Genomic DNA, 21,189 nt, shown 5'->3' with positions numbered 1-21,189 from the left:
GGATAACTACCCATCTTTCGGCCTTACGGCTGTTGGACTTAGCACCTTTTCCAAGTAGAAGGTTGCTGCGGCATCACAGGGCCATTCCCTCCGCCGACTCTTGATGGAACTATATGTTGTTTTGACTGATAACAATTATAAAGTAGGTCACAAAAAATTGCAAGGGTAAATATAAATTTTTACAACATTTGAAAAAAGGCGAAATTTCGAGCTTTTCACTCGAAATTCCGCTTCTTCTCTACAGATTCTTTTTGTTGTATATGTCAATGACTCGATCTATGATTCTTTCAGCCAATTCATCCTTGCTCATCAGCGGCTGTTCTTCTACCGTCCCGTCGGGGTAAATAAAGGCACCTATATTGGTAGTACCCTTAAAGCCTGCACCTTCCGCCGTTATATCGTTAGCTACGAGCATATCCAGATTCTTTTTAGCCACCTTGCCCTTGCCGTATTTGATAACATCCGTCGTTTCTGCGGCAAAACCTACAAGTATACGATTTCCCTTACGTTGTCCCAAGGAAAAAAGAATGTCGTCATTTTTAACAAGATTCAGCGTTAATTTGTCATCGTTCTTTTTAATTTTCTGCTGTGCCCGCACTGCCGGCCTGTAGTCAGCGACGGCGGCAGCCTTAATAACAATATTCGCATCATCATATAAGCGATCTACGGCCTCTTTCATCTCTCCTGTCGTCATGACATCGACACGATTGACCTTAAAGGGGGTCACAAGGTCTGTAGGAGCCGCTACCAAAGTTACGTCGGCACCGCATTTGGCTGCCGCCCTGGCAATGGCGAATCCCATGCGCCCGCTGGAATGATTTCCTATATAACGCACCGGGTCCAGGGCTTCGCGCGTACCGCCGGCAGTGACGATGACCTTTTGCCCGCACAACTCTTTTCGTTCATCTGCTACATATTCAAGCGCTTCTATAATACGTTCCGGAGCGGGCAAACGGCCGGCACCGACAGTCCCGCACGCTAACACTCCCGAATCGGGCTGCATAATCGTATAACCGCAATCTTTCAGGATTTGTACATTCCTTTGAACGATTTTGTTGTTCCACATATTCGTGTTCATGGCGGGACAGACCATTACAGGTGCCGTCGTAGCCATTAATACGGTTGTCGCCATATCGTCGGCAACACCGTTGGCCGCTTTACCGATAATATTGGCTGTTGCCGGTGCTACAAGGACTACGTGAGCCCATTCGGCCAAGGCGATATGCTCTACATGAAACTCCGGTACGTCGGCGAACATAGAAACGGCTACGGGATTGCCCGAAATCTCACGCAACGTTAAAGGCGTAATAAATTCCGTCGCATGCTTTGTCATAACGCATTTAACCTGAGCACCCTGCTTGCGTAACGTACTGGCAATAATAGCCGTCTTATAAGCAGCTATGCCGCCGCTTATGATAAGTAGGACATGCTTGTCTCGCAAAGACATGAGAAGTCACCCTCGCTTTATTTTATACCTGCTTGAGGTGTTTCATATTTAATTTTGCCTTCATTAATTTCTTCCATAGCCACGGAAACAACCTTATTTGTATTTACATCTACAAACGGAGCATCACCGTCCGTCAACTCTCTGGCTCTTTTTGCCGCTAAGGTAACCAGTGTATATTTACTGTCCACTTTTTTCATTAATGATTCCAGCGTCGGTTGAATTAACATAATTACACTCTCCTATTGTAACGTATACATTTTTTTTAAATTTTCTATAATCCCGCTATTTCGTCGTGAACGACACGCTTCTGCCGTAATGACGGCTTTCGCCTTGCTGACGGCAGTCTCCAGGTCATCGTTAACAATTAAATAATCGTACTTATCAATCCAGTCCAGTTCGGTACGTGCTTTATCGAGGCGCTTTTGTATCACTTCATCCGAATCGGTTCGGCGATTGTGCAGCCGCCGCGATAAAATTTCCAGACTGGGTGGAACTATATAGATACACACGGCATCGGGATAGACCTTTTTAATCTGCATAGCTCCCTGAATATCTATTTCCAACATGACATGGTGTCCTTCATCCATGCGATTAAATACATAGTCTTTAGGCGTTCCGTAATAATGGTCATAGACCTTGGCATATTCTAAAAAGGCGTCTTTTTCCAATAGCTTTTCAAAACTGTCATTATCCGTAAAAAAATAATTGACGCCGTCTTTTTCTCCTTCTCTCGGAGCGCGCGTGGTCATGGATACGGAATAGTCCATATGGGGAAAGTGGCACCTCAAGGCGTCACAAATAGTGCCTTTTCCGGCTCCGGACGGTCCGGACACGACCAGTAACATACCCTTAGTCTTCATGGACGTCACCCCCATTTTCTTCTTCCTGTAACGATAGTTCATTTCCGCGAAAAGCACCCATTCTATGGGCAATCGTTTCAGTCTGCAAAGCCGACAAAACGATTTGCCCCCGCTCCATTACCAAAACAGATCGCGTCTTTCGGCCGCAAGTAGCATCCACCAATACGTGTTCATCCCGGGCATCTTGAATCATCCGTTTCACAGGCGCCGATTCGGGGCTTATAAGAGCTACGATTTTGCCGGCTGAAACCATGTTGCCGAAACCGATATTCAGAAATTCCGTCTTCATATGTTCACCTGTCATTCAATATTTTGAATTTGTTCACGAATCTTTTCCAGTTCGTTTTTTAAGCGAAGAACCGCATCGGTTATCGTCAAATCCTGTATTTTGGAGCCGATTGTATTGGTCTCTCTATTCATTTCCTGAAGAAGAAAATCAAGAGAACGGCCTACATCGGTCGTTTCTGTCAATAACTTTTTTAATTGTAACACATGGCTCTTAAAACGTACAACTTCTTCCGTTACGTCGGATTTATCGGCAAAGACGGCAATCTCCTGAAGAATACGTGATTCATCCACATTTGTCCCCGTTTCTTCCAATAGTTTGGCAATCCTTTTATGCAATCGTTGCCCGTAAGCTTCACTGAGATCTGCGCGGTGATTGTCGATAAAATTGATGTATTCTTCCGCCTTGGCGGCGCGTTCCGACAAATCCAGTTCTATATTTTTCCCTTCTCGTTCGCGCATAATCGTTAAGGCCGTCAGGGCCTTGGCAGCAGCCGCTTGTATTTTAGGCCATACGACTTCCGTATCGGTCGGTTGTTCCTCCGTTACGAACCAATCGCTCATAAGAGCCGACGTTTCTGCAAAAGTAGCTTCTCCTTCCGAAAAAATACGGTTCTTAACCTCCGTTAACGCCTGTTTCCCCGCTTCTAAAGCCGCAAAATCGATACGAATGGCGGGAGTCTCTTTAGATAATTCTGTTACAGTTACAAAAACATCCGTTTTACCGCGATGTATAACATCCTTTAATTGGCGTCGCACTCGTTCTTCAAGAGCCGCATACGTTCTGGGAATGCGAATATTAAACTCCGCAAATCGTTGATTTACGGCTTTTATTTCCACAGTAATACTAAACTTTTCATCACTATACGTGCCGCTCCCGAATCCTGTCATACTGCGCATATGTAAACCTCCTTCAATAATGCCGTATATGTATACATGTATCCTAATCCCGTCACTCCCGACTGTCAATAAGATAGAAAAAATGAGAACTTGCCTGTACGAAATCTGTTGCATCGCCTATAATAGCTAAGAAAGACGGAAAGACAATAAGGAGATACACCATGAATCTTGACGGAATTACCTTGCACAGTGCTGTCGAAGAATTATCACAAGCCCTGACAGGCGGACAAATAACTAAAATTTATCAACTGAACGGTCGAGGGTTGTATTTTCGGGTTTTCAACGACAAGTCGCTCTATCACCTGATTATTACACTCGACGGTTCACCGCGACTTTTTCTGAGTGATAACCAACCGCCTACGCCGGATGTGCCGACAGGACTGGCCATGTTTTTACGCAAATATTATGAAAACGGTCGCATTGCCTCTATAACTCAGCTTCATCTCGATCGTATCATCGATGTAAATATTGATGTACTCAATATGTCGGGACAATTGGTAACTCGCAAAATGCATGTCGAACTTATGGGCAAGTATAGTAATGTTATTTTTACGGAAGACGGTATGATTTTGGAAGCACTCATAAAGACTCACAAGGATAAGCAGGCTTTGCGAACCATATATCCGAAACAGCCCTATGAGTTTCCCCCCAACTTCATGCGCATGAATCCCTTTGACTTTTCCGTTCATGAATTGACGGAAATGGCCAATACGGGTGATTCTGACGAAGACTTACGCACTTGGATGCTGAAACGTTTTAACGGTATGAGTACGGTCGTTTTAAATGAATTGTCGAACCGCACGGGTATTGATATAAACATACTCACGTCAACTTTGACGACAGAAGAAAAAAATGACTGGTTTTCAGCCGTTATACAGCTTGGTAAGGATGTTCAGGGATTAAAGGGAGCCTTCGTCTACACGGATAAAAAAAAGGAAATCCTCTTTCCTGCCGAGCTGAAAAGTTTGGCACATTTACCGAGACGTCACTATGACTATATTCAAGATTATTTAAAAGAATTTCAGGATACGGCGGCCAGCCTAAGCGGTGAGCAGGAAGAGCTGAAAAAAAAGGCCGCTAAGGCGGCGGACCGACAGCGCCGAAAAATCCGACGTATTAACTCCGAACTGAAAGAAACGGATAAGATGGACACCTATAAGTTGTACGGCGACCTTTTAATGATTCACGCTTATGACCGTCCGGCTCATCAATCATCTCTAACGGTCCGAAATTTATTATCCGAAACGATGGAAGACGTTACTATTCCGTTGAATCCGGCTCTTTCCGTAACCGACAATGCCAATAAATACTATAAAAAATATGCAAAACTGCGCAACCGTAAACAAATGTCCGCTCAATTACAAGCGGATAATGCCGCAGAGCTCAACTATATAGAATCCTTGGAATATGCTTTGCAAACTATAGAAACTAAGGATGAGTTGGCTGATATCAAGGCGGAAATGCGTGTAGCCGGTATGCTTCCGGCAAGCGGAAAAGATAAATTAAAAAAAGAATTTGCACAAAAAATACTGACCTTACATTGCGACGGCGCGAACATATTTATCGGAAGAAACAACCGACAAAACGATTTTCTGACTACAAAAAAAGCCAAGCCCTTCGATTACTGGTTTCACGTTAAAAATCGCCCCGGATCTCATGTTATCTTGTCCTGCGGTCAAGATGAGCCGACGAACAAGCAACTGCAAACTGCGGCTGAGTGTGCCGCTTGGTACAGTACGGGAAGAGACGACTCGAAAGTAGAAGTAGACAGCACCATGATTAAACATGTAAAAAAGCCGCCTCACTCCGTACCCGGATACGTTATTTTCGATCATCAGACAACCTACGTCGTAACGCCTAAAAAGCATGATGAGTTGAGTAAATAAGAAAAAGTCCTTCACTTAACAGTGAAGGACTTTTTCTTATTCCGTAAAGACGTGGCCGTATTCTTTTTCGTGACGTTTTGCCCAGACTTGAGCATAAGAACAGGTAGCTCCCGTCTTCTTTCCCTGCTTTTCAATGTAATCGGCTGCAGCCTGAACTAACTTACCGGCCATACCTTGACCTCTAAGTGAATCATCCACAAAGGTGTGGGTGATTACATAGTTACCGTCAGCTTGCAAGGGAAAATCGATTTCTCCCACTATCTTATTTTCTTCATTTTTTACGATAATTCGTTCAGGTTCATATATAAAATCCATAAAGACCTACCTCCTTTTCTTAACTATAGCATAAAAAACGCCGACACTCTATATCGTTAAAGGACGTGGCCCGTACAAATCTGAATAATAAATATTAACCGACACATCGCTCGGCCCGTTCTTCCAAAATGGAAACAAGCGCGTTGGCACTGCTGGTGTGAGAACGAATGACTTCCACATTTTTACGTTGTGCTTCCTTAACGGCACAACGTACCATACTATGGCTTACAGTGCTGGTAAAGAGAACCACCAAGTCGGGTGAACCGATTTTGGACTTAAAATCACTCGGTACTTGAGTAAATACCTTTGCCTTATACGAATATTTTTTGCAAATATTCTTGTATCTACATACCATACAGTCATTACCGCCAACGATTACTACGCTCATAACCATCTCCCCTTCGGATATACAAGCTTTTAATTTTGATAACGTATTTCAATTACAGTTATAAGTATAATAGAGTATACGATTGGCTGTCAATAGATGATGATAATTCTTAATAATATTTTATTGTATTATGATTATAAGCTATCTAATCTTAATCGCCTATTATCTAACTGATATGATATATCATAAATACTTGCGAAATTTCTTTCCCTATTCAATCTATATGATATCAATAAATTCGTCATTTAAAGCCTTGTTCATACTGCGAACGGCGCAGAACTTGCCGCACATACTGCACGTATCTTCGTGATCTTTCTCCGGAGCTCTGCTTTCTCGGATGCGGCGGGCTCTGTCGGGATTCATGGCCAACGCATACTGAGCTTCCCAATCAAGCTTTTTACGCGCATCCGCCATAGCATCATCCTTATCTCTGGCACCTCGAATACCTCTGGCTATATCGGCGGCATGAGCTGCGATTTTAAAAGCCATAATCCCCTCTTCCACGTCCTGAAGATTAGGCAGGGCCAAGTGTTCGGCCGGTGTTACATAGCATAAGAAAGAGGCTCCGTGCATACCGGCAACGGCACCTCCGATAGCTGCCGTAATGTGATCGTATCCGGGTGCTATATCCGTAACCAAGGGGCCTAAAACATAAAAGGGGGCTCCGTCACAAAGACGTTCCTGAACTTCCATATTGGCCTGAATTTCATTCAATGCCATATGGCCCGGCCCTTCTATCATAACCTGAACGCCGCGCTGACGAGCTCGTTTAGTCAATTCACCTAAGCGTACCAATTCTTCAATTTGGCAAACATCGGTTGCATCGGCCAGGCAACCGGGTCGACATGCATCTCCTAAAGAAAGGGTTACATCATACTCGACACAAATATCGAGTATATCATCAAAATACTCATAGAAGGGATTTTCCTGGCCTGTCATATGCATCCATGCAAAAAGCAGACTGCCGCCGCGACTGACAATATTCAGTTTCCTCTTATGAGTTTTAATTTGATGTACTGTCTGACGTGTAATCCCGCAATGAACGGTAATAAAATCCACCCCGTCTTCAGCATGAAGCCGTACCGTATCCAGGAAATCCTTAGCCGTCAAAAAAGCTAAGTCCTTTTGGTGATGAATAACGCTGTCATAAATGGGGACCGTGCCGATCATAGCCGTACATTTTTCCGTTAAAACGCGTCTGAATATGCGCGTATCTCCGTGGGTAGACAGGTCCATTATCGAGTCGGCTCCCAATTTGACAGCGGTCTGAACCTTTGCCAATTCGGCTTCGTAATCCTTGCAATCTTTCGAGGTTCCCAAGTTGGCATTAATTTTTGTCCGTAAAGCCTTTCCTATGCCTTCAGGACTAATGGACTTATGGTTTTTATTGCACGGAATGACGACCTGTCCGGCAGCCACTAAAGAACATATTTGTTCCTCAGATAACCCCTCTTTTCGGGCAACAATCTTCATTTCATTCGTAATAACTCCCTGTTTGGCTGCTTGTAATTGAGTAAAAAACATGATGTCTCCTTTCGTTACAAGCGAGTCCATAGGCTCGGGGAAAACAAAAAGGGTATCGACGTATCGATACCCTTTTGTAGCGTAAACGAGCTTCCTACGCGGGCATGATCCCGATCAGGTGTAAAGGTCAGGACTTACAGTCCTTTCTCAGCCTATAATATAGACTCCCTTGCAACATTATTATATATTTGTATCTAGCATACCACGTTGTGTACGAACATACAATATAAAAAGACTTCTTCAAATGAAGAAGTCTTTGTGGTGACCCGGTAGGGATTCGAACCCTAGACCCACAGCTTAGAAGGCTGTTGCTCTATCCAGCTGAGCTACCGAGTCATGCATTACCTGTAAAAGTATATCATTATACAGGCGGCAATGCAAGATAAAAGCGGGTGAACCTTGAAATCACCCGCTTTTATAAATTAATTATTTGGCATATACAATCTTACCTGTCAAAGCTTCTGTCGTAACTTTCATATCTCGGCCGCCGTCATCAATCATTTCCACTTCATAATAAGGATGGCCGTCTTTTTCAATTTCTACTTCCCACTCAGCTACCTGGAAGGTATCTCCCGCTTTTTTCAAGGCACCGGCTACGGCAACTTCAGGTTTTATTAATTTACTCAAGTTTAGCGTACGGCTATCGGCATTGCCATCGATTTCCTTAGTTTTGATGGCAATAATTTCTCCCGTTTCGGCTAATACTTTCATTTCCTTCTTCGCTGTTTCCGTATAGCCGGTTATTTCATAATAGGGGCGGTGCTTACCTTCATAACCTATAGATTTAATGCGTACATTATCCCCGTAGTAGGAACGAAACAGAGCCAAAGCACTTTCATAACCTACATCTTTGATTTGTGTCTGAGACGGCGCGGTCGTTACCTCTTTTTTTACTGATTTTTTCTTCTGTACCGCCGCCTTATGGCCATCTTTTTTCTGTACCGGTACCTGAATAGCCGAGTCAGCGCTTTGTGCATTTACACTCGGTGTTACATCTGCCGCAAAGGTGGTAGTAGTCATCAAAAAGGCGGCAAATACTGCTGTATAAATTCCTGATTTTCTCATGTTATAATCCTCCTTAAAATACCGTATCGGTATGTCTTATTGCAGTATAACCGAGTTTTGAAAACTTGTAAACCATTTCGAGTTTTCAATTTTGTCACAAAAAACAGAGATTGCCGTAACAATCTCTGTCCATTCGCGGATATAGTCTAATCTATTTAGCCATGAGTGCCGTAAACGCAGCCAGAAAGCCGCAAACGATTCCGGGTAAGTTGGCAATAATAATCGGCCAATCTCTTTCTTGTTTGAAGAAACCGTACAAAACCCAAAGAATGCAGTTTACAAAAGCTACGGACGGCTGAATAAAGTCTCCCGGATGTCCCGATAGGTTGTTCATAATCTGAGGAATATATGATACATACATCAACACCGCCATTACGGAGGCAACAGAACCGACTTTAGTAATGATTTTTTCCATAATAATTCTCCTTATAAATAAAAAACAAGTCTTGCGGAGTATACAACAATTCCGAAAACTTGTAAATACCTTTCAGTTTACAAATTGGTAAAAAAAAAGATCCCGAATGACAGGAATCCCGATAAAAAAATGGAGCGGGTGATGGGAATCGAACCCACGTAACCAGCTTGGAAGGCTGGCGCTCTACCATTGAGCTACACCCGCATGACTGTTCTGGTCGGAGCAGCAGGATTCGAACCTGCGACCCCCTGGTCCCAAGCCAGGTGCGCTACCAAACTGCGCTATGCCCCGCCACCAGAAATTATTATACTGAATAATTGTACTTCTTGTCAAATCAACGAATAGTCGGCATGTTCCGACCGTTAAATATTTCCAACATTTCCTGCTTCAGTTGACGTCTGATTAACTCCCTGTCTTTCAGCTTCAACTGATCTTCCGTAATATCAAAGAGATAATTGTTCAAATCGAACTCACGCAACATCATCTTCGTGTGAAAAATATTCTCCTGATAAACGTTGACATCTATCATATTATAACGATGTCTTGTTTCTTTTGCAATATAGTTTTGAATCGAATTGATACGGTGATCGATAAACAGTTTTTTTCCGCTTATATCGCGTGTAAAACCGCGAACGCGATAATCCAATGTAACAATATCCGAATCAAAAGAGTCGAGAAGATAGTTGAGTGCGTTTAAGGGTGAAATACGACCGCATGTGGACACGTCAATATCGGCACGAAAAGTCGTAATCCCCTTTTGAGGATGGCTTTCCGGATAAGTATGTACCGTCAAATGGCTTTTATCCAAATGACAGACTACATCCGTATCGGGTGCAATCTCTTCTTCCGAAATTAAAATGGTGACACTGGCCCCTTGGGGGTCATAGTCCTGACTGGCCACATTTAAAATATTGGCCCCGATAATAGAGGCTACATTTTCCAAAATTTCCGTTAAGCGCGCCGCATTATATGCTTCGTCAATGTACTCAATATAATGACGACGAGCTTCTTCGGAGTCGGCATAACAAATATCGTAGATGTTAAAGCTCAAGGTCTTTGTAAGATTATTAAAGCCGTACAGTTTTAATTTATCTTTTTTTATGGTCATCTTCCCTCATTACCCCTACTATAGATTCGCATTTTCTTACACATAGTTTATCAAAGTATTTCAAAAAAACGAACTTCTTTTATAACTCGATTTTCAAGACAACAAAGAGCATACGTACCGTATCTTCCGTCTCTGGGCAAGGCTATACTGCCGGGATTTACGAGTGTAACATCCCCTATACGTTCTTCACAAGTTCTGTGTGTGTGGCCGAAAAGGACAAGCTGCGCTCCCTTCACCTCACCTGTAGCCGCCATAGACTTTAAGGTTCTACCGTGGCCGTGAGTCATATAGATGCGTATATCATCAACTGTAATTAGCGCTTCATCCGGAGCCTTATACGTATCGAAATAATCATTATTTCCTTTAACCGTGTACACGGGGACATCCGTATAATACGCCAATTCTTCGGCATCTCGACAATAATCGCCGCAATGAAACCAGGCCTTAACTTGAGGACAGTCATCCGTGAGTTTTTGCCAATGTCGATTGTTTCCGTGGCTGTCACTGACAATACCTATATAAACGGGCATCATAACAGTAATTCCTGCAAACGCCGCAGAGCCGCTCCGCGATGGCTGATTGAATTTTTTTCATCCAAATCAAGCTCAGCCATAGTTTTGCCAAAAGACGGTACGTAAAAATACGGATCATAGCCGAACCCTTCACTTCCCTTCGGCTTCAAATCGATAAGACCTTCACAAGTGCCTTCAGCCAACAACGGTTCTTTCCCGGGAGCCGCCAGAGCCAGGACACATACATAACGGGCCGTTCTCTTTTCTCGTTCCACGCCTTGCAAGGATTTAATGAGTTTGGCATTATTAGCCTTGTCATCATGTCCTTCACCGGCATAACGAGCCGAATGAACGCCCGGAGCACCGTCCAGAGCATCGACGACGAGCCCCGAATCGTCGGCAAGACACAACATGCCCGTACGGGCTGCGTAATACTTAGCTTTAATGGCTGCATTATCGGCAAAGGTCTGCCCGTCTTCTATCGGTTCGGGAAGATCGGGCGCTTTATCGAATACGGAAAAAACGGAAAATCCCGCTTTTTCCAGTACATCACGGAACTCCCGTATTTTTCCCTTATTTCTGGTTGCAATCAAAAGGGCTTCTTTTTTATTTTCAGCCATACCTTATCCTTCTATACGAGCCGTCTTTTCTCGTAAAAGAGCTCCGTAATTTTTTATAATTACAATCGGTGTTTTCTGTGATGCGTTCCCGAAGGGATTATCGATTAAAATAGCCGCTACTTCTTGAGGCTTAATACCGCGTGAATATCCCAATACGGCCGATCTTTTCAAATCATTTACATCGGCAACACAGGCTCCGTAACAACCCAAACGCTTTTTTATTTTTTCGGCTACACCCATAGGGTCTGCCGGACCGTATACAATACACTTGTCAAACGGCGGCATAGTCCCCGTTACATCGTCAGTTAAAGAAGCTTGGCGGCAGAGCCGATACCAAACACCGTCTTTACCGAAAAGTTTGGCAATAAAACCGATAATGAAACATACCAGCATCTTCCATTCGCCTTCCAGCTCCATGGCTGCCTGCATGCCGTACAAGCTGGCCATACTGCCTTCACCGGGCACAAATCGGCGCATGAGCCTAGCTTGCCAAGACGGTTTTAATTCTTCAGGTCTCGTAAAGCGACGTTGCGTAATAGCCACTACACTTTCGGCAACGCACAATAAATCGTCGGGTCCGATTTGCCCTTGTGTATACTCTTCAATGGAATCAACAATATTATCCTTTTCCGTAAGAATTCTGGTTTTTACGGGAACCAATTCCAATTCAGCCATATGCCGACCCTCCTATGCCTGTTCCAATGCTTTTTGAACTTCTGCGGCTTTCAACGTAATTCGTGCCTTATGAATATACCATTCGCTACGCGATACTACCTGATACACAAGATCAATCGGCATGTCGGGGAAAGTTCTTAAATCATTGCGAATATCACGGTTTTTACTTACTAAGGTTACGGTTACACGAATGCGACCGCCTTTTCGAGGATAGTAAATAACCGATTCCCAGTATCCGTCATCACGTTCCGCTTCCTTGTTGGCCAGCTGAGCGCTGACAAGACAACGATCGTACTGTTCGCGCGGCAATAAGACACGCGGATAAAAGTCCATAATCGTCCCCAACTGTCGTCCGGCATTATGGAAGGGCACTTCCGTTTCAAATACGGCCGTGTCGGATGTCATTTCTTTCAGTTCGAACGGATTGCGACGCCTTGCTTCAATGATAAACTTAGCATCGCCCTGTTTCCAGGCAAAAAAGCGGAAGGCTAAATACAAGAGAGCTATGACTCCGATTAGGCCCATGAGGACATTCAGTAGAATATACAAATACACGATACAGGACTCCTTTGCTTAACATATATAAACTAAGACAATACTACTTCTTCAGTCGTAAATTCATGCGGCGGTAATAGGTGAGCTGCCAATTTCCGACCTCTTTGCGCTTCGGCTGTAAAGCAGAGCCGTAACCGCCCTCTTTCTTTTTGCCCGTTCAATAGTCCTTCTTTTTTTAAAATAGCCGAGGCCTGAAGCGCCGTTTCATGTGCCGGATCGACGAAAACGATCGAATCGCCGCAGATCTCCTCAAACAAAGGCTGTACAAAAGGATAATGGGTACAACCGAAAATAGCCGTATCTACGTGGGCTTCCAATACTGGTTTCGTATCAGCCGTAACGGTCTGACGCATTTCTTCCGTATTTAACCGTCCTCTTTCAATGAGTGAAGCCAAGGAAGCGCACGGTTGCTCCACAATCGTCATAGACGGATCCAGTCGAGCCGCCTCGTCCCTATGAATATGGTTGGCAATAGTAAGAGGCGTGGCGAATACGGCAATGCGATTTTCCGTGCTTATATGCCTGGCCGTTTCTATCCCGCGGCTCATCCCCAGCAGGAGGGTTTTCGTTTTTTCCTTCATCTTCATGTAGGCGACGGCAGTTGCCGTATTACAGGCAAATACTATTAACTTTACCTGCCGCCTTTCAAGAAAGGCTATAATCTGCTCCGTAAAAATCAAAATTTCATCTTGAGTACGTGTGCCGTAAGGATTGCGCTTCGTATCGCCTACATAAATGATATCTTCATGAGGCAGCAGATGTCGCAGTTTATTGACAACGGTCAATCCGCCTACGCCCGAGTCGAATACCCCTATGGGTTGTTCCGCCTTAGCCACAATCGTCATCCTTTACAAGTTCTTCCTTATCTTTTTCGTACGCCCCTTTCAGGCGATTGAAATAGGTGTCGTTCAGGCGTACGACCTTATTGTCGTCTGCCGATGTAAACACGTTCTGTGTTGTACCCTTGCAAAGAAGAATACCGTCTATATGACGCCGAATCACATACGAAAAAACGACTTGTGCTCTGCTCAGCTTAATCAAGCGGGTTTCAATATCAATGACATCATTAAAATTAATCGGCTGTATATATTCGCAAGAAACATTTTTTATAGGAAAAAGTATCTTCTTATCCATCAATTCAAATAAGTCGAGCCCGACCTCATCGAAATAAGCACAACGGCCGCACTCAAACCATCGAATTTGATTGGAATGATGGACGATTCCCATCATATCCGTTTCATAAAAGCGAACTTTTTCCGTAATTGTAATCATTATGATACTCCTGCCAAAACTTGAATAACAATCATAATTTTACGCTCAATAAAGGCTACTGTCAATTTTCACACGTCGTCGAAACTGCAATAAAAAGGTGAGACCGCGTTAACAGTCCCACCTTTCATTTATCCTAACTTTGCCATAGGAAAAAGTTTACGTACCTTCTCCTTATGTTCCGGCTTTACATACGTCCCTGCAAAGGTAAGAGCCGCACCGATTACGGCAGCATCATCCAACCATCCGATTCCCGGAATCATATCGGGAATAATATCCAAAGGCATGATAGTATAGCCGATGGCACCCATCAGTACAAGCCTCACAAATTTAGGAGTGTCCGAATCTTTAATGCAGTAATAAATCATCATTAACCGCGGCAAAAATTTTATTTTCTTTCCCGCTACCTTAATGAAGGCTATAAATTTTAACGGAGAATAGAAGCGAGCAAAAAATGTCAGCCACTTAATCATAAGCAACTCCTTATTCCAACGGCTTCTTCGCTTCTTCCACGGCAGCTCGCACCTTGTCTTCCACTTCATCTTCCGCTTCGTCAAAAGTAGCTACTGCATCTTCCAGCTTTTCTTCTCGAGCTTTAGCGGCTTCTTCGTGTACATTGTTGTATTCGGCTTCATTGACAGCATCGACAGCTTGTTGGACAGCTGCATCTTCAGCCACTTCATCAGCTAAATTACGGCTGCGAACATTATGATACAATTCCTGTCCTTTGTCTTTCGCATCCATAACCGCATCTTTTGCCGCATTGCCCCATTTTGCAAAGAAATCTTTTGTTTCATCGCCGAGAGGTACATTTTTCAACGGGTTATCTTTTAATTTTTCGACTTGTTCTTTGGCTTTTTCTTTCCATTCGCCGAACATTTCGATATACGGAGTCATATCGCTGGGCATACCGTCACGCAACCAACGTTGTGTCACTCGACCCAAGCTGTACGTAATACCGACAGCTACGGGAACCTGAATGACGGAAAAAGGAATCAAAGTCGTCAACAAATTACCTGCCATTTGGCTGCCCATGGCACCGAGAAAGGCCAGAACGGCACGTTCCGTCAATTTTACATCATAAATACGGGCAATTCGGCTGACCAGGTATACTTCGTTAGCCATTAAAGCAACCGTACCTACTAAAGGAGCGATAACAATAGCACCGGCACGAGCCGCAGCCCAACGGCAAAGTGTTTCGACTTTTAAGTCGCGATCTTCAGTCGTTTCGTCCATAGCATCCAGAACCGTCATAGCCTTAGCATCGGCATCATTGCCGTTTTGTGCGTTCAACTTCGCTATTTCCGCTTTTAAGTCGGCAATCTGTTCTTGTAAGTTTTTTAATTGTTCCATTTCTTCGTTGGTCATATAAAACACCTCGAATTTCAAATTAAAAATCTAATTTATCGTCATATTTTCCCATGTTTTTAACAGCTTGTCAATCCACCGTCTACAGGAAGTGCCGTTCCCGTAATAAAAGACGCATCGTCACTTAAAAGGAAAGTAACGACTTTACCGACTTCATCGGCCGTAGCAATTCGCCCCAGAGGGTAAACGGATGCCATATCCCCCAAAGATAGCGACGGGTCTTCTGCCAGCTGCTTTTCAACAAGGGGAGTCATCACATCACCGGGACAAAGGGCGTTCACACGAATTTTATGAGTAGCTCCTTCCAGAGCCAGAGATTTGGCAAAAGCCGTAACGGCCCCCTTGGTCGCACCGTAAATACTGCATGCCGCATTTCCCTGTAACCCCGCGTCACTGCTTATAATGACAATAGAACCGCCTTGCTTCTTTAAAGCCCCGTAAGCGGCCCGGCATAAAAGAACGGTACCGAATACATTCACCTCAAAAATACGGCGAATTTCTTCAGAGTTTTCGTTTTCCAACAATTCTTGACGGTAGTATCCCGCTGATGTAACCACCCCTGTCAGGTTACCGAAAGTAGACACGGCCGCTTCTACCATGCGTTGACAATCAGCTTCTTCAGTTACATCACCTTTTACATACACGACGTTTCCGAACGATTCAACCTCATGCACCGCTTTTAATCCGCGTTCTCCGTTGCGGCCGTTAATGACGACATTCATACCCGCTCGGGCGCATAAGCGGGCGGAAGCCAGGCCGATTCCGGAGGTACCCCCGCTGATAAGTACAGTTTTCTTTTCCATGACCCGTCCCCTTTTTACATGAATTGGGTAACAAAAACAAAATCGACGCCCTCATCCAACAACTCTTTATACGTTTCTTTTAAAGCCTGTAAGGTTGCCGGGCGACAATGGCCGATTGTGACGGCCGTACCGTTTTTTAAAGCCAATCTGCCGGCTTGTCGAATTCGTTCTTTAATGGCCGATACAGACGGGTCATTGTCAATAAATAAGTTATTTCGCGTCGTTCCGACTCCCATGGATGCGGCCGTTTGCTCCGCTACGGATGCGGCCGTCGTACGGCTGTCCAAAAAGACGAGTCCTCGACTTTTCAAAACGGACATGACATCTTTCATCAGGCGTGTATCCGCTGTCGACTTAGAGCCTTGATGATTATTAATGCCTACGGCATAAGGGACCTGATCGATTAATTCGTTCGTCGTGGCGATAACCTTCTTGTCCCCCATATCGGAAGAAATAAAAATCTCTTCCGACGAAACTGTATTTAACGGTTCCATAGGCAGGTGAACTATGATTTTATTACCCGCATTATGACCGCTTTCAGCACTGTCAATAGTATGGGGCTTAAAGGGCATAACCGCATAGGTCAAGTGGATGGGCAAGGCGTTATACCCTTCCAAAACCTCCATATTACTGCCGCAATCGTCAATGACCACGGCCAATCTTCCTTTTATTTGCGCAGGATGATGTATGCGGCCGTCTTCCTGCGCTTCTTTGTCGGAAGGTGAATTCTTGTCGACTTTCAGCTCCTTAGCCAAGGCAACGGCTTTTCCCTTGGGCGGTACATATAGCTTCAAAGCCACCATGCTGACCGTATCTCCGTCCACGGATTCACATAAAGCGATGTCATACTCCGTCACAGTATCACCGTTCTTTTTTACGTCTTCCGTCCTGTATAAAACAGCCTTACCGTTCGATTTTTCCAGTTCTTTTGTCAACTTCTCTTTATCAATTACTCCGTCAACAACAGCGGTCTGTACCGACCATTTTATGACACCGCCCGTCTTTTCGCGGCGTTCTTCCCGTTTATCGGTAGAAACGATTTCAACACTGCACCCTTCATCTTTAACCCACTTGATAATACCGTCTTGAAGCTTTGTAGCCGCCTGTGTACAATCCAGATTTTTTCCGTCATCGGTCACTTCCGAAAGTGATGACAAGTCGGCGTCGGCTGACGTATTGTGATGAAAATAAGCATACCCCATTGCACATAAAGCAATGAGAAGTCCTAAGAAAAAGTAAGCCTTATTCGACTTTCCCGAAGTGCTGCGTCTTCTTCCTTTTCTGGTCGCCATAATTCCTCCGAAAAAAAGCCGGCGTAACACTGAAAATTACGCCGGACCTTATTATGAAATCGATTCCGGCGTCATACCGGAAGGATAATATATTTTTTGCTTACGCTCTTCAAGCATTTGTAAGACACCGCGACTGACAACCTCCGCGCCGTCACGACGACAGAAGCGACATGCCTGCGACATATGGCCCAAGCGCTCTGTATGTTGCAGCAATTCCGATACGGCTTCTACCAGTCGACTTTGAGATTTTACCCAACGAGCACAACCTTTTTCCTGCATATAGGAAGCATTCGCCTCTTCCTGACCGGGTATGGGGCTGTAAAAAACGGAAGGTACTCCGACCGCCGCTGCTTCCGTACACGTCAGCGCTCCCGGTTTTGTCACCAATAAAGATGCCTGCGCCATGAGGGCCGCTATCTGGTTAGTATATCCGAAAATTTTTACATCATGTTTTAAATCTTTTTGCAGTTGTGACAAATCATCAAATAAATCCGCATTATGTCCCGTCACAACGGAAAAGGAATCGATGCAGTCAAGCCTGTCCAATAAAAGGAGAGAGTCTTTTATAGACCCCATTCCCAGACCGCCGCCCATAAGTAACACATTACGATGACCCGCTTCGGCAGCCTTCACGGACCAATGCTCTTCCGTAAAAGCCGTACGTACGGGAATTCCCGATACAAAAACCTTGTGGGCCGCCACCCCTTGATCTACCAATAAGTTTTTTAAATGAGGAGCTGCGACGAAATATTTATCAATTTGCGGATATATCCAAAGAGAATGTATGGCAAAGTCCGTAATAACTCCCACAACGGGAACGGTCGTCTTTTTTTGTCGCTTCAATAAGGATGCCGCACCGGCGGGAAACGGATGAGTACATACGATAATGTCCGGCCTTTTTTCTTCCAAAATACGTGACATGCGCCGCTTTAGACCCCAGGCAAACAGGGTCTTTACAATCATGCCTTTTTTATAGCCTTGTGACGAATAATACATTAAATCATACACAAGGGGAAAAAGGTCCAGGATTTTAATATATGTCTCCTTGACCAAGTTATCGATTGACAGCACGTCGTTGGAAATAAAGTCCACGTGTTCTACATCATAATCGATGCAATTCTTGCCCATATATTCTTCTATTGCCCTGGCGGCCTGTGTATGACCAGTCCCGATAGATGCGGACATGATCAGGATTTTTTTTGTCATCGTCGTACCTCATCGACCTGCAACGATTTTTGAAAACACAATCCCGGTTATCACATATATATTACGCTATTTATTCAAAAAAATAAAGAGCCGTAATGTAATACGGCTCTTTAGAGAATATCCCTCTTATTTTTTATTTACCAAGTCTTTGAGCTGCTTACCTGCTTTGAAAGCCGGTGTTTTAGATGCGGGAATCTTGATAACTTCGTTGTTGCGGGGATTACGGCCTTCGCGAGCTTTACGAGCGCGAACTTCGAACGTACCGAAACCGATAATCTGAACTTTGTCACCCTTCTTCAACGTTTCGCTAACAGCTTCAAAAACGGCTTTTACCGCTTTTTCAGCGTCTTTTTTCGTCAAATCGGATTTCTGTGCAACACTGGCAATTAATTCTGTCTTATTCATCAATAAGTCCTCCTTTAAATAGTTACATCTATAAATTACCGGCCTCTGTGGTCCTGATTGGACGAGGTTTCATCCGCTTTGGCCTCGTTCCAGAACGCATCCAACTCGTCAAGGGAGAAATCACTCCATTGACGACCCGAGTCCTTAACTCTGTCTTCTACATGAGCAAATCTCCGACGAAACTTGGTGTTGGCACGATGTAACGCACACTCCGGTTCAATATTGTAATATCTCAACAAATTGACCGCTACAAAAAGAACGTCGCCGGCTTCTTCTTCCATGTGATCGAACTTCCCTTCGACAACGGCTTCCTTAAATTCTTGAAGCTCTTCTTCAAGCTTTTTCCAGACTCCGTCAACCGTCGGCCATTCGAATCCTTTTTTTCCGGCCTTATCTTGTAACTTAAAAGATTGTAAGAGAGAAGGCATCCCCTTCGCAACGCCGTCCAGCAAGTGTTTATGCTGTTGACGACCCTCATCCTGCTTAAGTCTATCCCAGTTTATCACACTACTGTCGGATTTTTCAAGGCTTTTTTTAGAAAAAACGTGAGGATGTCGCTTAATCATCTTACTCGTCACATGGTCGACCACATCTTGTGCGGAAAAAAGCCCTTCTTCTTCCGCAATCTTGGCATGGATAACTACTTGATATAAAATATCACCGAATTCCTCACAAATACCGACCGTATCATTTGCGTCGATGGCATCCAGCGCTTCATATACCTCTTCGATCAAATATCGTCTCAAGCTTTTATGGGTCTGTGATTTATCCCAGGAACAACCGCCTTCACCTCGCAGTCGAGCTACGACATCGACAAGAGGCCCTATATCGAAAGGAAGCTTATCCACCTTATCCTCTTCTTTTCGGGGCGGTAATACAAGGCTCGTCAAGTGATCTACATAGTGGAGACGATCCAACTCAAAAAGCCGTATTTTCTCAATCCGTTCATCAGGTAGACTGATATGATGAACAACCATGGCTTCATATTCGTCCCCGTATTGCTCGGTAAGAGCAAGCTTTACATCTGAAGCGACTCGATCATTGTAGACCTGAGTTATTACAACGGTCACAGCAGGCAAAACACTCATCCGAGATAAATCAAAGCTGTCGAGAACGAGCATGCCGTTTACGGGGTCCAAGCCGGCCTTTGTATACAAGCTTTCCAAAAAACTCATGCCCGGCAAAACCTCATAAGGCACTCCTGCCGTTTTGCACTTTTCAACCAATTCCGTTACCGTATGTTCCGCGACTGCGGGACTTCCCGGTACGGCAAAGACCACATCATCTTCTTTCAGCCGTTCCATAACATAGTCCGTCATAGTATCATATACTTCTTCAAAAGAACGTCCGTCTTCATAAAAACGATCCAGGGCTTCAAAGACAATACCCTTTTGCTTTAAATACGAAACGGTCGGATGTACGGCCGTTCGCAAAAGCAGGCATGTAGCTCTTTTCATAACGACTATGGAGGCCATGGTAATCAATCCCGCATCTCCCGGTCCCAGGCCGACAATTTTAAGACTATGCATAACAATCTCCTTCAACTAAGGAATATATTTACCCACAACCGGAAGTCTTCGCAAAGAACGAAGACGCACGGCACGGACAACAAATAACCCGACGGCATATACGACACCGGCAATACTGATAGATATGAGTGTCGCCGCCGAATTGCCGAAGGTCGTCACTAAAGAATAATAAGCAAGAACAGCCGTACCGGCCATGGCTGCCGCGGCAATAAAAACACGACCGATGTAAAACCATTCAGGTCGATATGCAGCATATTTACCTGCAAAATAAATATTAAGTGCCGTTGCCAAGGCAATATCCGCATTGGTAGCCCAAGCGGCGCCGACTTCTCCTAACCAGGGAATAGCCGTTAAATACCAGCTTAAAACAATTTTAACAAGGGCGGAAATTCCCATGTTTAACAAGGGGATTCCCGTATGCCCCATACCTTGAAGAAGACCGTTCGTAATCTGCTGCAATCCGATAAGGAACGTTGCTAATGCCAAGACGCGAATAGCCGGTCCGGCAGCTGCCGTATTATACAAAAGTTCCGAAATAGGGGCCGCTAAAACAGCCAACCCCAAGCAAGCCGGAACGGTAATGATATTGGCAATACGCATAGCCGTATTAGTTCGGCTTTCCACTTCACTTAACCTGCCGGCCGTAAAAGCTGCTGAAACGGCCGGAACCAGACTGGTCGCTAAGGACACGGTTAAAAGGGTGGGCACCTGAATTAAGCCGTTGGCCATACCGGTTAAATATCCGTATAACGCAGTAGACTC

Annotated in this window: 26 protein-coding genes, 3 tRNA genes and 2 riboswitches; of the genes, 1 reads left to right on the top strand and 28 read right to left on the bottom strand. The window is 44.4% G+C overall.

The features are described from left to right. Window positions 1-7: 7 nt before the first annotated feature. Window positions 8-110: riboswitch (SAM riboswitch) on the bottom strand. A 128-nt stretch (window positions 111-238) separates the two neighbouring features. From coaBC to PGX78_RS00610, 5 genes are read right to left on the bottom strand one after another with little or no spacing between them, the layout of a single operon-like run. Continuing rightward, a complete protein-coding gene (coaBC, locus tag PGX78_RS00630) occupies window positions 239-1,447 on the bottom strand; it encodes a bifunctional phosphopantothenoylcysteine decarboxylase/phosphopantothenate--cysteine ligase CoaBC (protein ID WP_006942553.1) in 1,209 nt (402 codons plus the stop codon). Window positions 1,448-1,464: 17 nt separating this feature from the next. After that, window positions 1,465-1,674 carry a DNA-directed RNA polymerase subunit omega gene (gene rpoZ / locus PGX78_RS00625; protein WP_006942554.1) on the bottom strand — a complete coding sequence of 70 codons (210 nt, stop codon included), beginning with the start codon at window positions 1,672-1,674 and terminating at the stop codon, window positions 1,465-1,467. A 12-nt stretch (window positions 1,675-1,686) separates the two neighbouring features. Continuing rightward, window positions 1,687-2,307: a guanylate kinase gene (gene gmk / locus PGX78_RS00620; protein ID WP_270444753.1), complete on the bottom strand. Its 621-nt coding sequence runs from the start codon at window positions 2,305-2,307 to the stop codon at window positions 1,687-1,689. Then, window positions 2,297-2,596 carry a DUF370 domain-containing protein gene (locus PGX78_RS00615; protein ID WP_270444750.1) on the bottom strand — a complete coding sequence of 100 codons (300 nt, stop codon included), beginning with the start codon at window positions 2,594-2,596 and terminating at the stop codon, window positions 2,297-2,299. Before PGX78_RS00615 ends, gmk begins: the two co-directional genes overlap by 11 nt. 11 nt (window positions 2,597-2,607) lie before the next feature. Continuing rightward, window positions 2,608-3,492: a YicC/YloC family endoribonuclease gene (locus tag PGX78_RS00610; protein WP_270444747.1), complete on the bottom strand. Its 885-nt coding sequence runs from the start codon at window positions 3,490-3,492 to the stop codon at window positions 2,608-2,610. A 161-nt stretch (window positions 3,493-3,653) separates the two neighbouring features. Here PGX78_RS00610 and PGX78_RS00605 point away from each other — a divergent pair, with 161 nt between their 5' ends. Then, window positions 3,654-5,378, top strand: a complete 1,725-nt coding sequence (locus PGX78_RS00605; protein ID WP_270444744.1) for an Rqc2 family fibronectin-binding protein — start codon at window positions 3,654-3,656, stop codon at window positions 5,376-5,378. 36 nt (window positions 5,379-5,414) lie between these two features. On the opposite strand, the gene PGX78_RS00600 is transcribed toward PGX78_RS00605, so the two are convergent. The 23 genes from PGX78_RS00600 to PGX78_RS00490 all read right to left on the bottom strand — a co-directional run. Next, on the bottom strand, window positions 5,415-5,693 hold the full coding sequence (locus tag PGX78_RS00600; RefSeq protein ID WP_270444741.1) for a GNAT family N-acetyltransferase: 279 nt from the start codon (window positions 5,691-5,693) through the stop codon (window positions 5,415-5,417). A gap of 94 nt (window positions 5,694-5,787) precedes the next feature. Further along, window positions 5,788-6,081, bottom strand: a complete 294-nt coding sequence (locus tag PGX78_RS00595) for a DUF2325 domain-containing protein (RefSeq protein WP_040774044.1) — start codon at window positions 6,079-6,081, stop codon at window positions 5,788-5,790. A 219-nt stretch (window positions 6,082-6,300) separates the two neighbouring features. Beyond that, window positions 6,301-7,605 (bottom strand): phosphomethylpyrimidine synthase ThiC, encoded by a 1,305-nt coding sequence (thiC, locus tag PGX78_RS00590; protein WP_270444735.1) that lies wholly within the window; start codon window positions 7,603-7,605, stop codon window positions 6,301-6,303. A 74-nt stretch (window positions 7,606-7,679) separates the two neighbouring features. Beyond that, window positions 7,680-7,786: riboswitch (TPP riboswitch) on the bottom strand. Window positions 7,787-7,864: 78 nt separating this feature from the next. Then, window positions 7,865-7,941, bottom strand: a tRNA-Arg gene (locus PGX78_RS00585). Between the two features lie 90 nt (window positions 7,942-8,031). Beyond that, window positions 8,032-8,670, bottom strand: a complete 639-nt coding sequence (locus PGX78_RS00580; RefSeq protein WP_270444732.1) for a PepSY domain-containing protein — start codon at window positions 8,668-8,670, stop codon at window positions 8,032-8,034. Between the two features lie 151 nt (window positions 8,671-8,821). Further along, entirely contained in the window at window positions 8,822-9,085 is a 264-nt protein-coding gene (locus PGX78_RS00575) for a SemiSWEET family transporter (RefSeq protein ID WP_270444730.1), read from the bottom strand. 130 nt (window positions 9,086-9,215) lie between these two features. Beyond that, window positions 9,216-9,289: transfer RNA gene (locus PGX78_RS00570), tRNA-Gly, on the bottom strand. 10 nt (window positions 9,290-9,299) lie between these two features. Then, window positions 9,300-9,376, bottom strand: a tRNA-Pro gene (locus PGX78_RS00565). Window positions 9,377-9,419: 43 nt separating this feature from the next. Continuing rightward, the gene (speD, locus tag PGX78_RS00560; protein ID WP_006942569.1) at window positions 9,420-10,193 is read right to left on the bottom strand and encodes an adenosylmethionine decarboxylase; all 774 of its coding nucleotides are present in this window, start codon (window positions 10,191-10,193) and stop codon (window positions 9,420-9,422) included. Between the two features lie 50 nt (window positions 10,194-10,243). Beyond that, complete coding sequence (locus PGX78_RS00555) at window positions 10,244-10,726, bottom strand: metallophosphoesterase (RefSeq protein ID WP_270444727.1); 483 nt, start codon at window positions 10,724-10,726, stop codon at window positions 10,244-10,246. Further along, on the bottom strand, window positions 10,723-11,325 hold the full coding sequence (locus PGX78_RS00550) for an XTP/dITP diphosphatase (protein ID WP_270444726.1): 603 nt from the start codon (window positions 11,323-11,325) through the stop codon (window positions 10,723-10,725). The genes PGX78_RS00555 and PGX78_RS00550 overlap by 4 nt, the downstream gene beginning before the upstream one ends. Window positions 11,326-11,328: 3 nt before the next feature. Further along, complete coding sequence (locus PGX78_RS00545) at window positions 11,329-12,000, bottom strand: coenzyme F420-0:L-glutamate ligase (RefSeq protein WP_270444724.1); 672 nt, start codon at window positions 11,998-12,000, stop codon at window positions 11,329-11,331. A 12-nt stretch (window positions 12,001-12,012) separates the two neighbouring features. Next, the gene (locus tag PGX78_RS00540; protein ID WP_040774051.1) at window positions 12,013-12,555 is read right to left on the bottom strand and encodes a hypothetical protein; all 543 of its coding nucleotides are present in this window, start codon (window positions 12,553-12,555) and stop codon (window positions 12,013-12,015) included. Between the two features lie 32 nt (window positions 12,556-12,587). Next, the gene (gene murI, locus PGX78_RS00535) at window positions 12,588-13,400 is read right to left on the bottom strand and encodes a glutamate racemase (RefSeq protein ID WP_270444720.1); all 813 of its coding nucleotides are present in this window, start codon (window positions 13,398-13,400) and stop codon (window positions 12,588-12,590) included. Continuing rightward, on the bottom strand, window positions 13,384-13,827 hold the full coding sequence (locus PGX78_RS00530; protein WP_270444718.1) for an acyl-CoA thioesterase: 444 nt from the start codon (window positions 13,825-13,827) through the stop codon (window positions 13,384-13,386). Before PGX78_RS00530 ends, murI begins: the two co-directional genes overlap by 17 nt. A 128-nt stretch (window positions 13,828-13,955) precedes the next feature. Beyond that, a complete protein-coding gene (locus PGX78_RS00525) occupies window positions 13,956-14,297 on the bottom strand; it encodes a YkvA family protein (protein WP_270444715.1) in 342 nt (113 codons plus the stop codon). A 10-nt stretch (window positions 14,298-14,307) separates the two neighbouring features. Further along, window positions 14,308-15,192 carry a hypothetical protein gene (locus PGX78_RS00520; RefSeq protein WP_270444713.1) on the bottom strand — a complete coding sequence of 295 codons (885 nt, stop codon included), beginning with the start codon at window positions 15,190-15,192 and terminating at the stop codon, window positions 14,308-14,310. Window positions 15,193-15,251: 59 nt separating this feature from the next. After that, window positions 15,252-15,995, bottom strand: coding sequence for an SDR family NAD(P)-dependent oxidoreductase (locus PGX78_RS00515; RefSeq protein WP_270444711.1), 744 nt, complete (start codon window positions 15,993-15,995; stop codon window positions 15,252-15,254). 14 nt (window positions 15,996-16,009) lie between these two features. Further along, window positions 16,010-17,287, bottom strand: a complete 1,278-nt coding sequence (locus PGX78_RS00510) for a divergent polysaccharide deacetylase family protein (RefSeq protein ID WP_270444709.1) — start codon at window positions 17,285-17,287, stop codon at window positions 16,010-16,012. A 51-nt stretch (window positions 17,288-17,338) separates the two neighbouring features. Then, window positions 17,339-18,493, bottom strand: a complete 1,155-nt coding sequence (locus tag PGX78_RS00505) for an MGDG synthase family glycosyltransferase (protein ID WP_270444708.1) — start codon at window positions 18,491-18,493, stop codon at window positions 17,339-17,341. 126 nt (window positions 18,494-18,619) lie between these two features. Further along, window positions 18,620-18,898, bottom strand: a complete 279-nt coding sequence (locus PGX78_RS00500) for an HU family DNA-binding protein (RefSeq protein ID WP_006942595.1) — start codon at window positions 18,896-18,898, stop codon at window positions 18,620-18,622. A gap of 35 nt (window positions 18,899-18,933) precedes the next feature. Beyond that, window positions 18,934-20,427 (bottom strand): nucleoside triphosphate pyrophosphohydrolase, encoded by a 1,494-nt coding sequence (gene mazG, locus PGX78_RS00495; protein ID WP_270444702.1) that lies wholly within the window; start codon window positions 20,425-20,427, stop codon window positions 18,934-18,936. A 15-nt stretch (window positions 20,428-20,442) separates the two neighbouring features. Continuing rightward, on the bottom strand, window positions 20,443-21,189 hold a 747-nt coding region (locus PGX78_RS00490), incomplete at its 5' end, for a lipid II flippase MurJ (RefSeq protein ID WP_270444699.1).

It is taken from the genome of Megasphaera sp. AF13-6AC (genome assembly GCF_027685385.1).
Taxonomy (GTDB): domain Bacteria; phylum Bacillota; class Negativicutes; order Veillonellales; family Megasphaeraceae; genus Megasphaera; species Megasphaera micronuciformis.
This window is presented reverse-complemented; position numbering and strand designations above follow the sequence as displayed.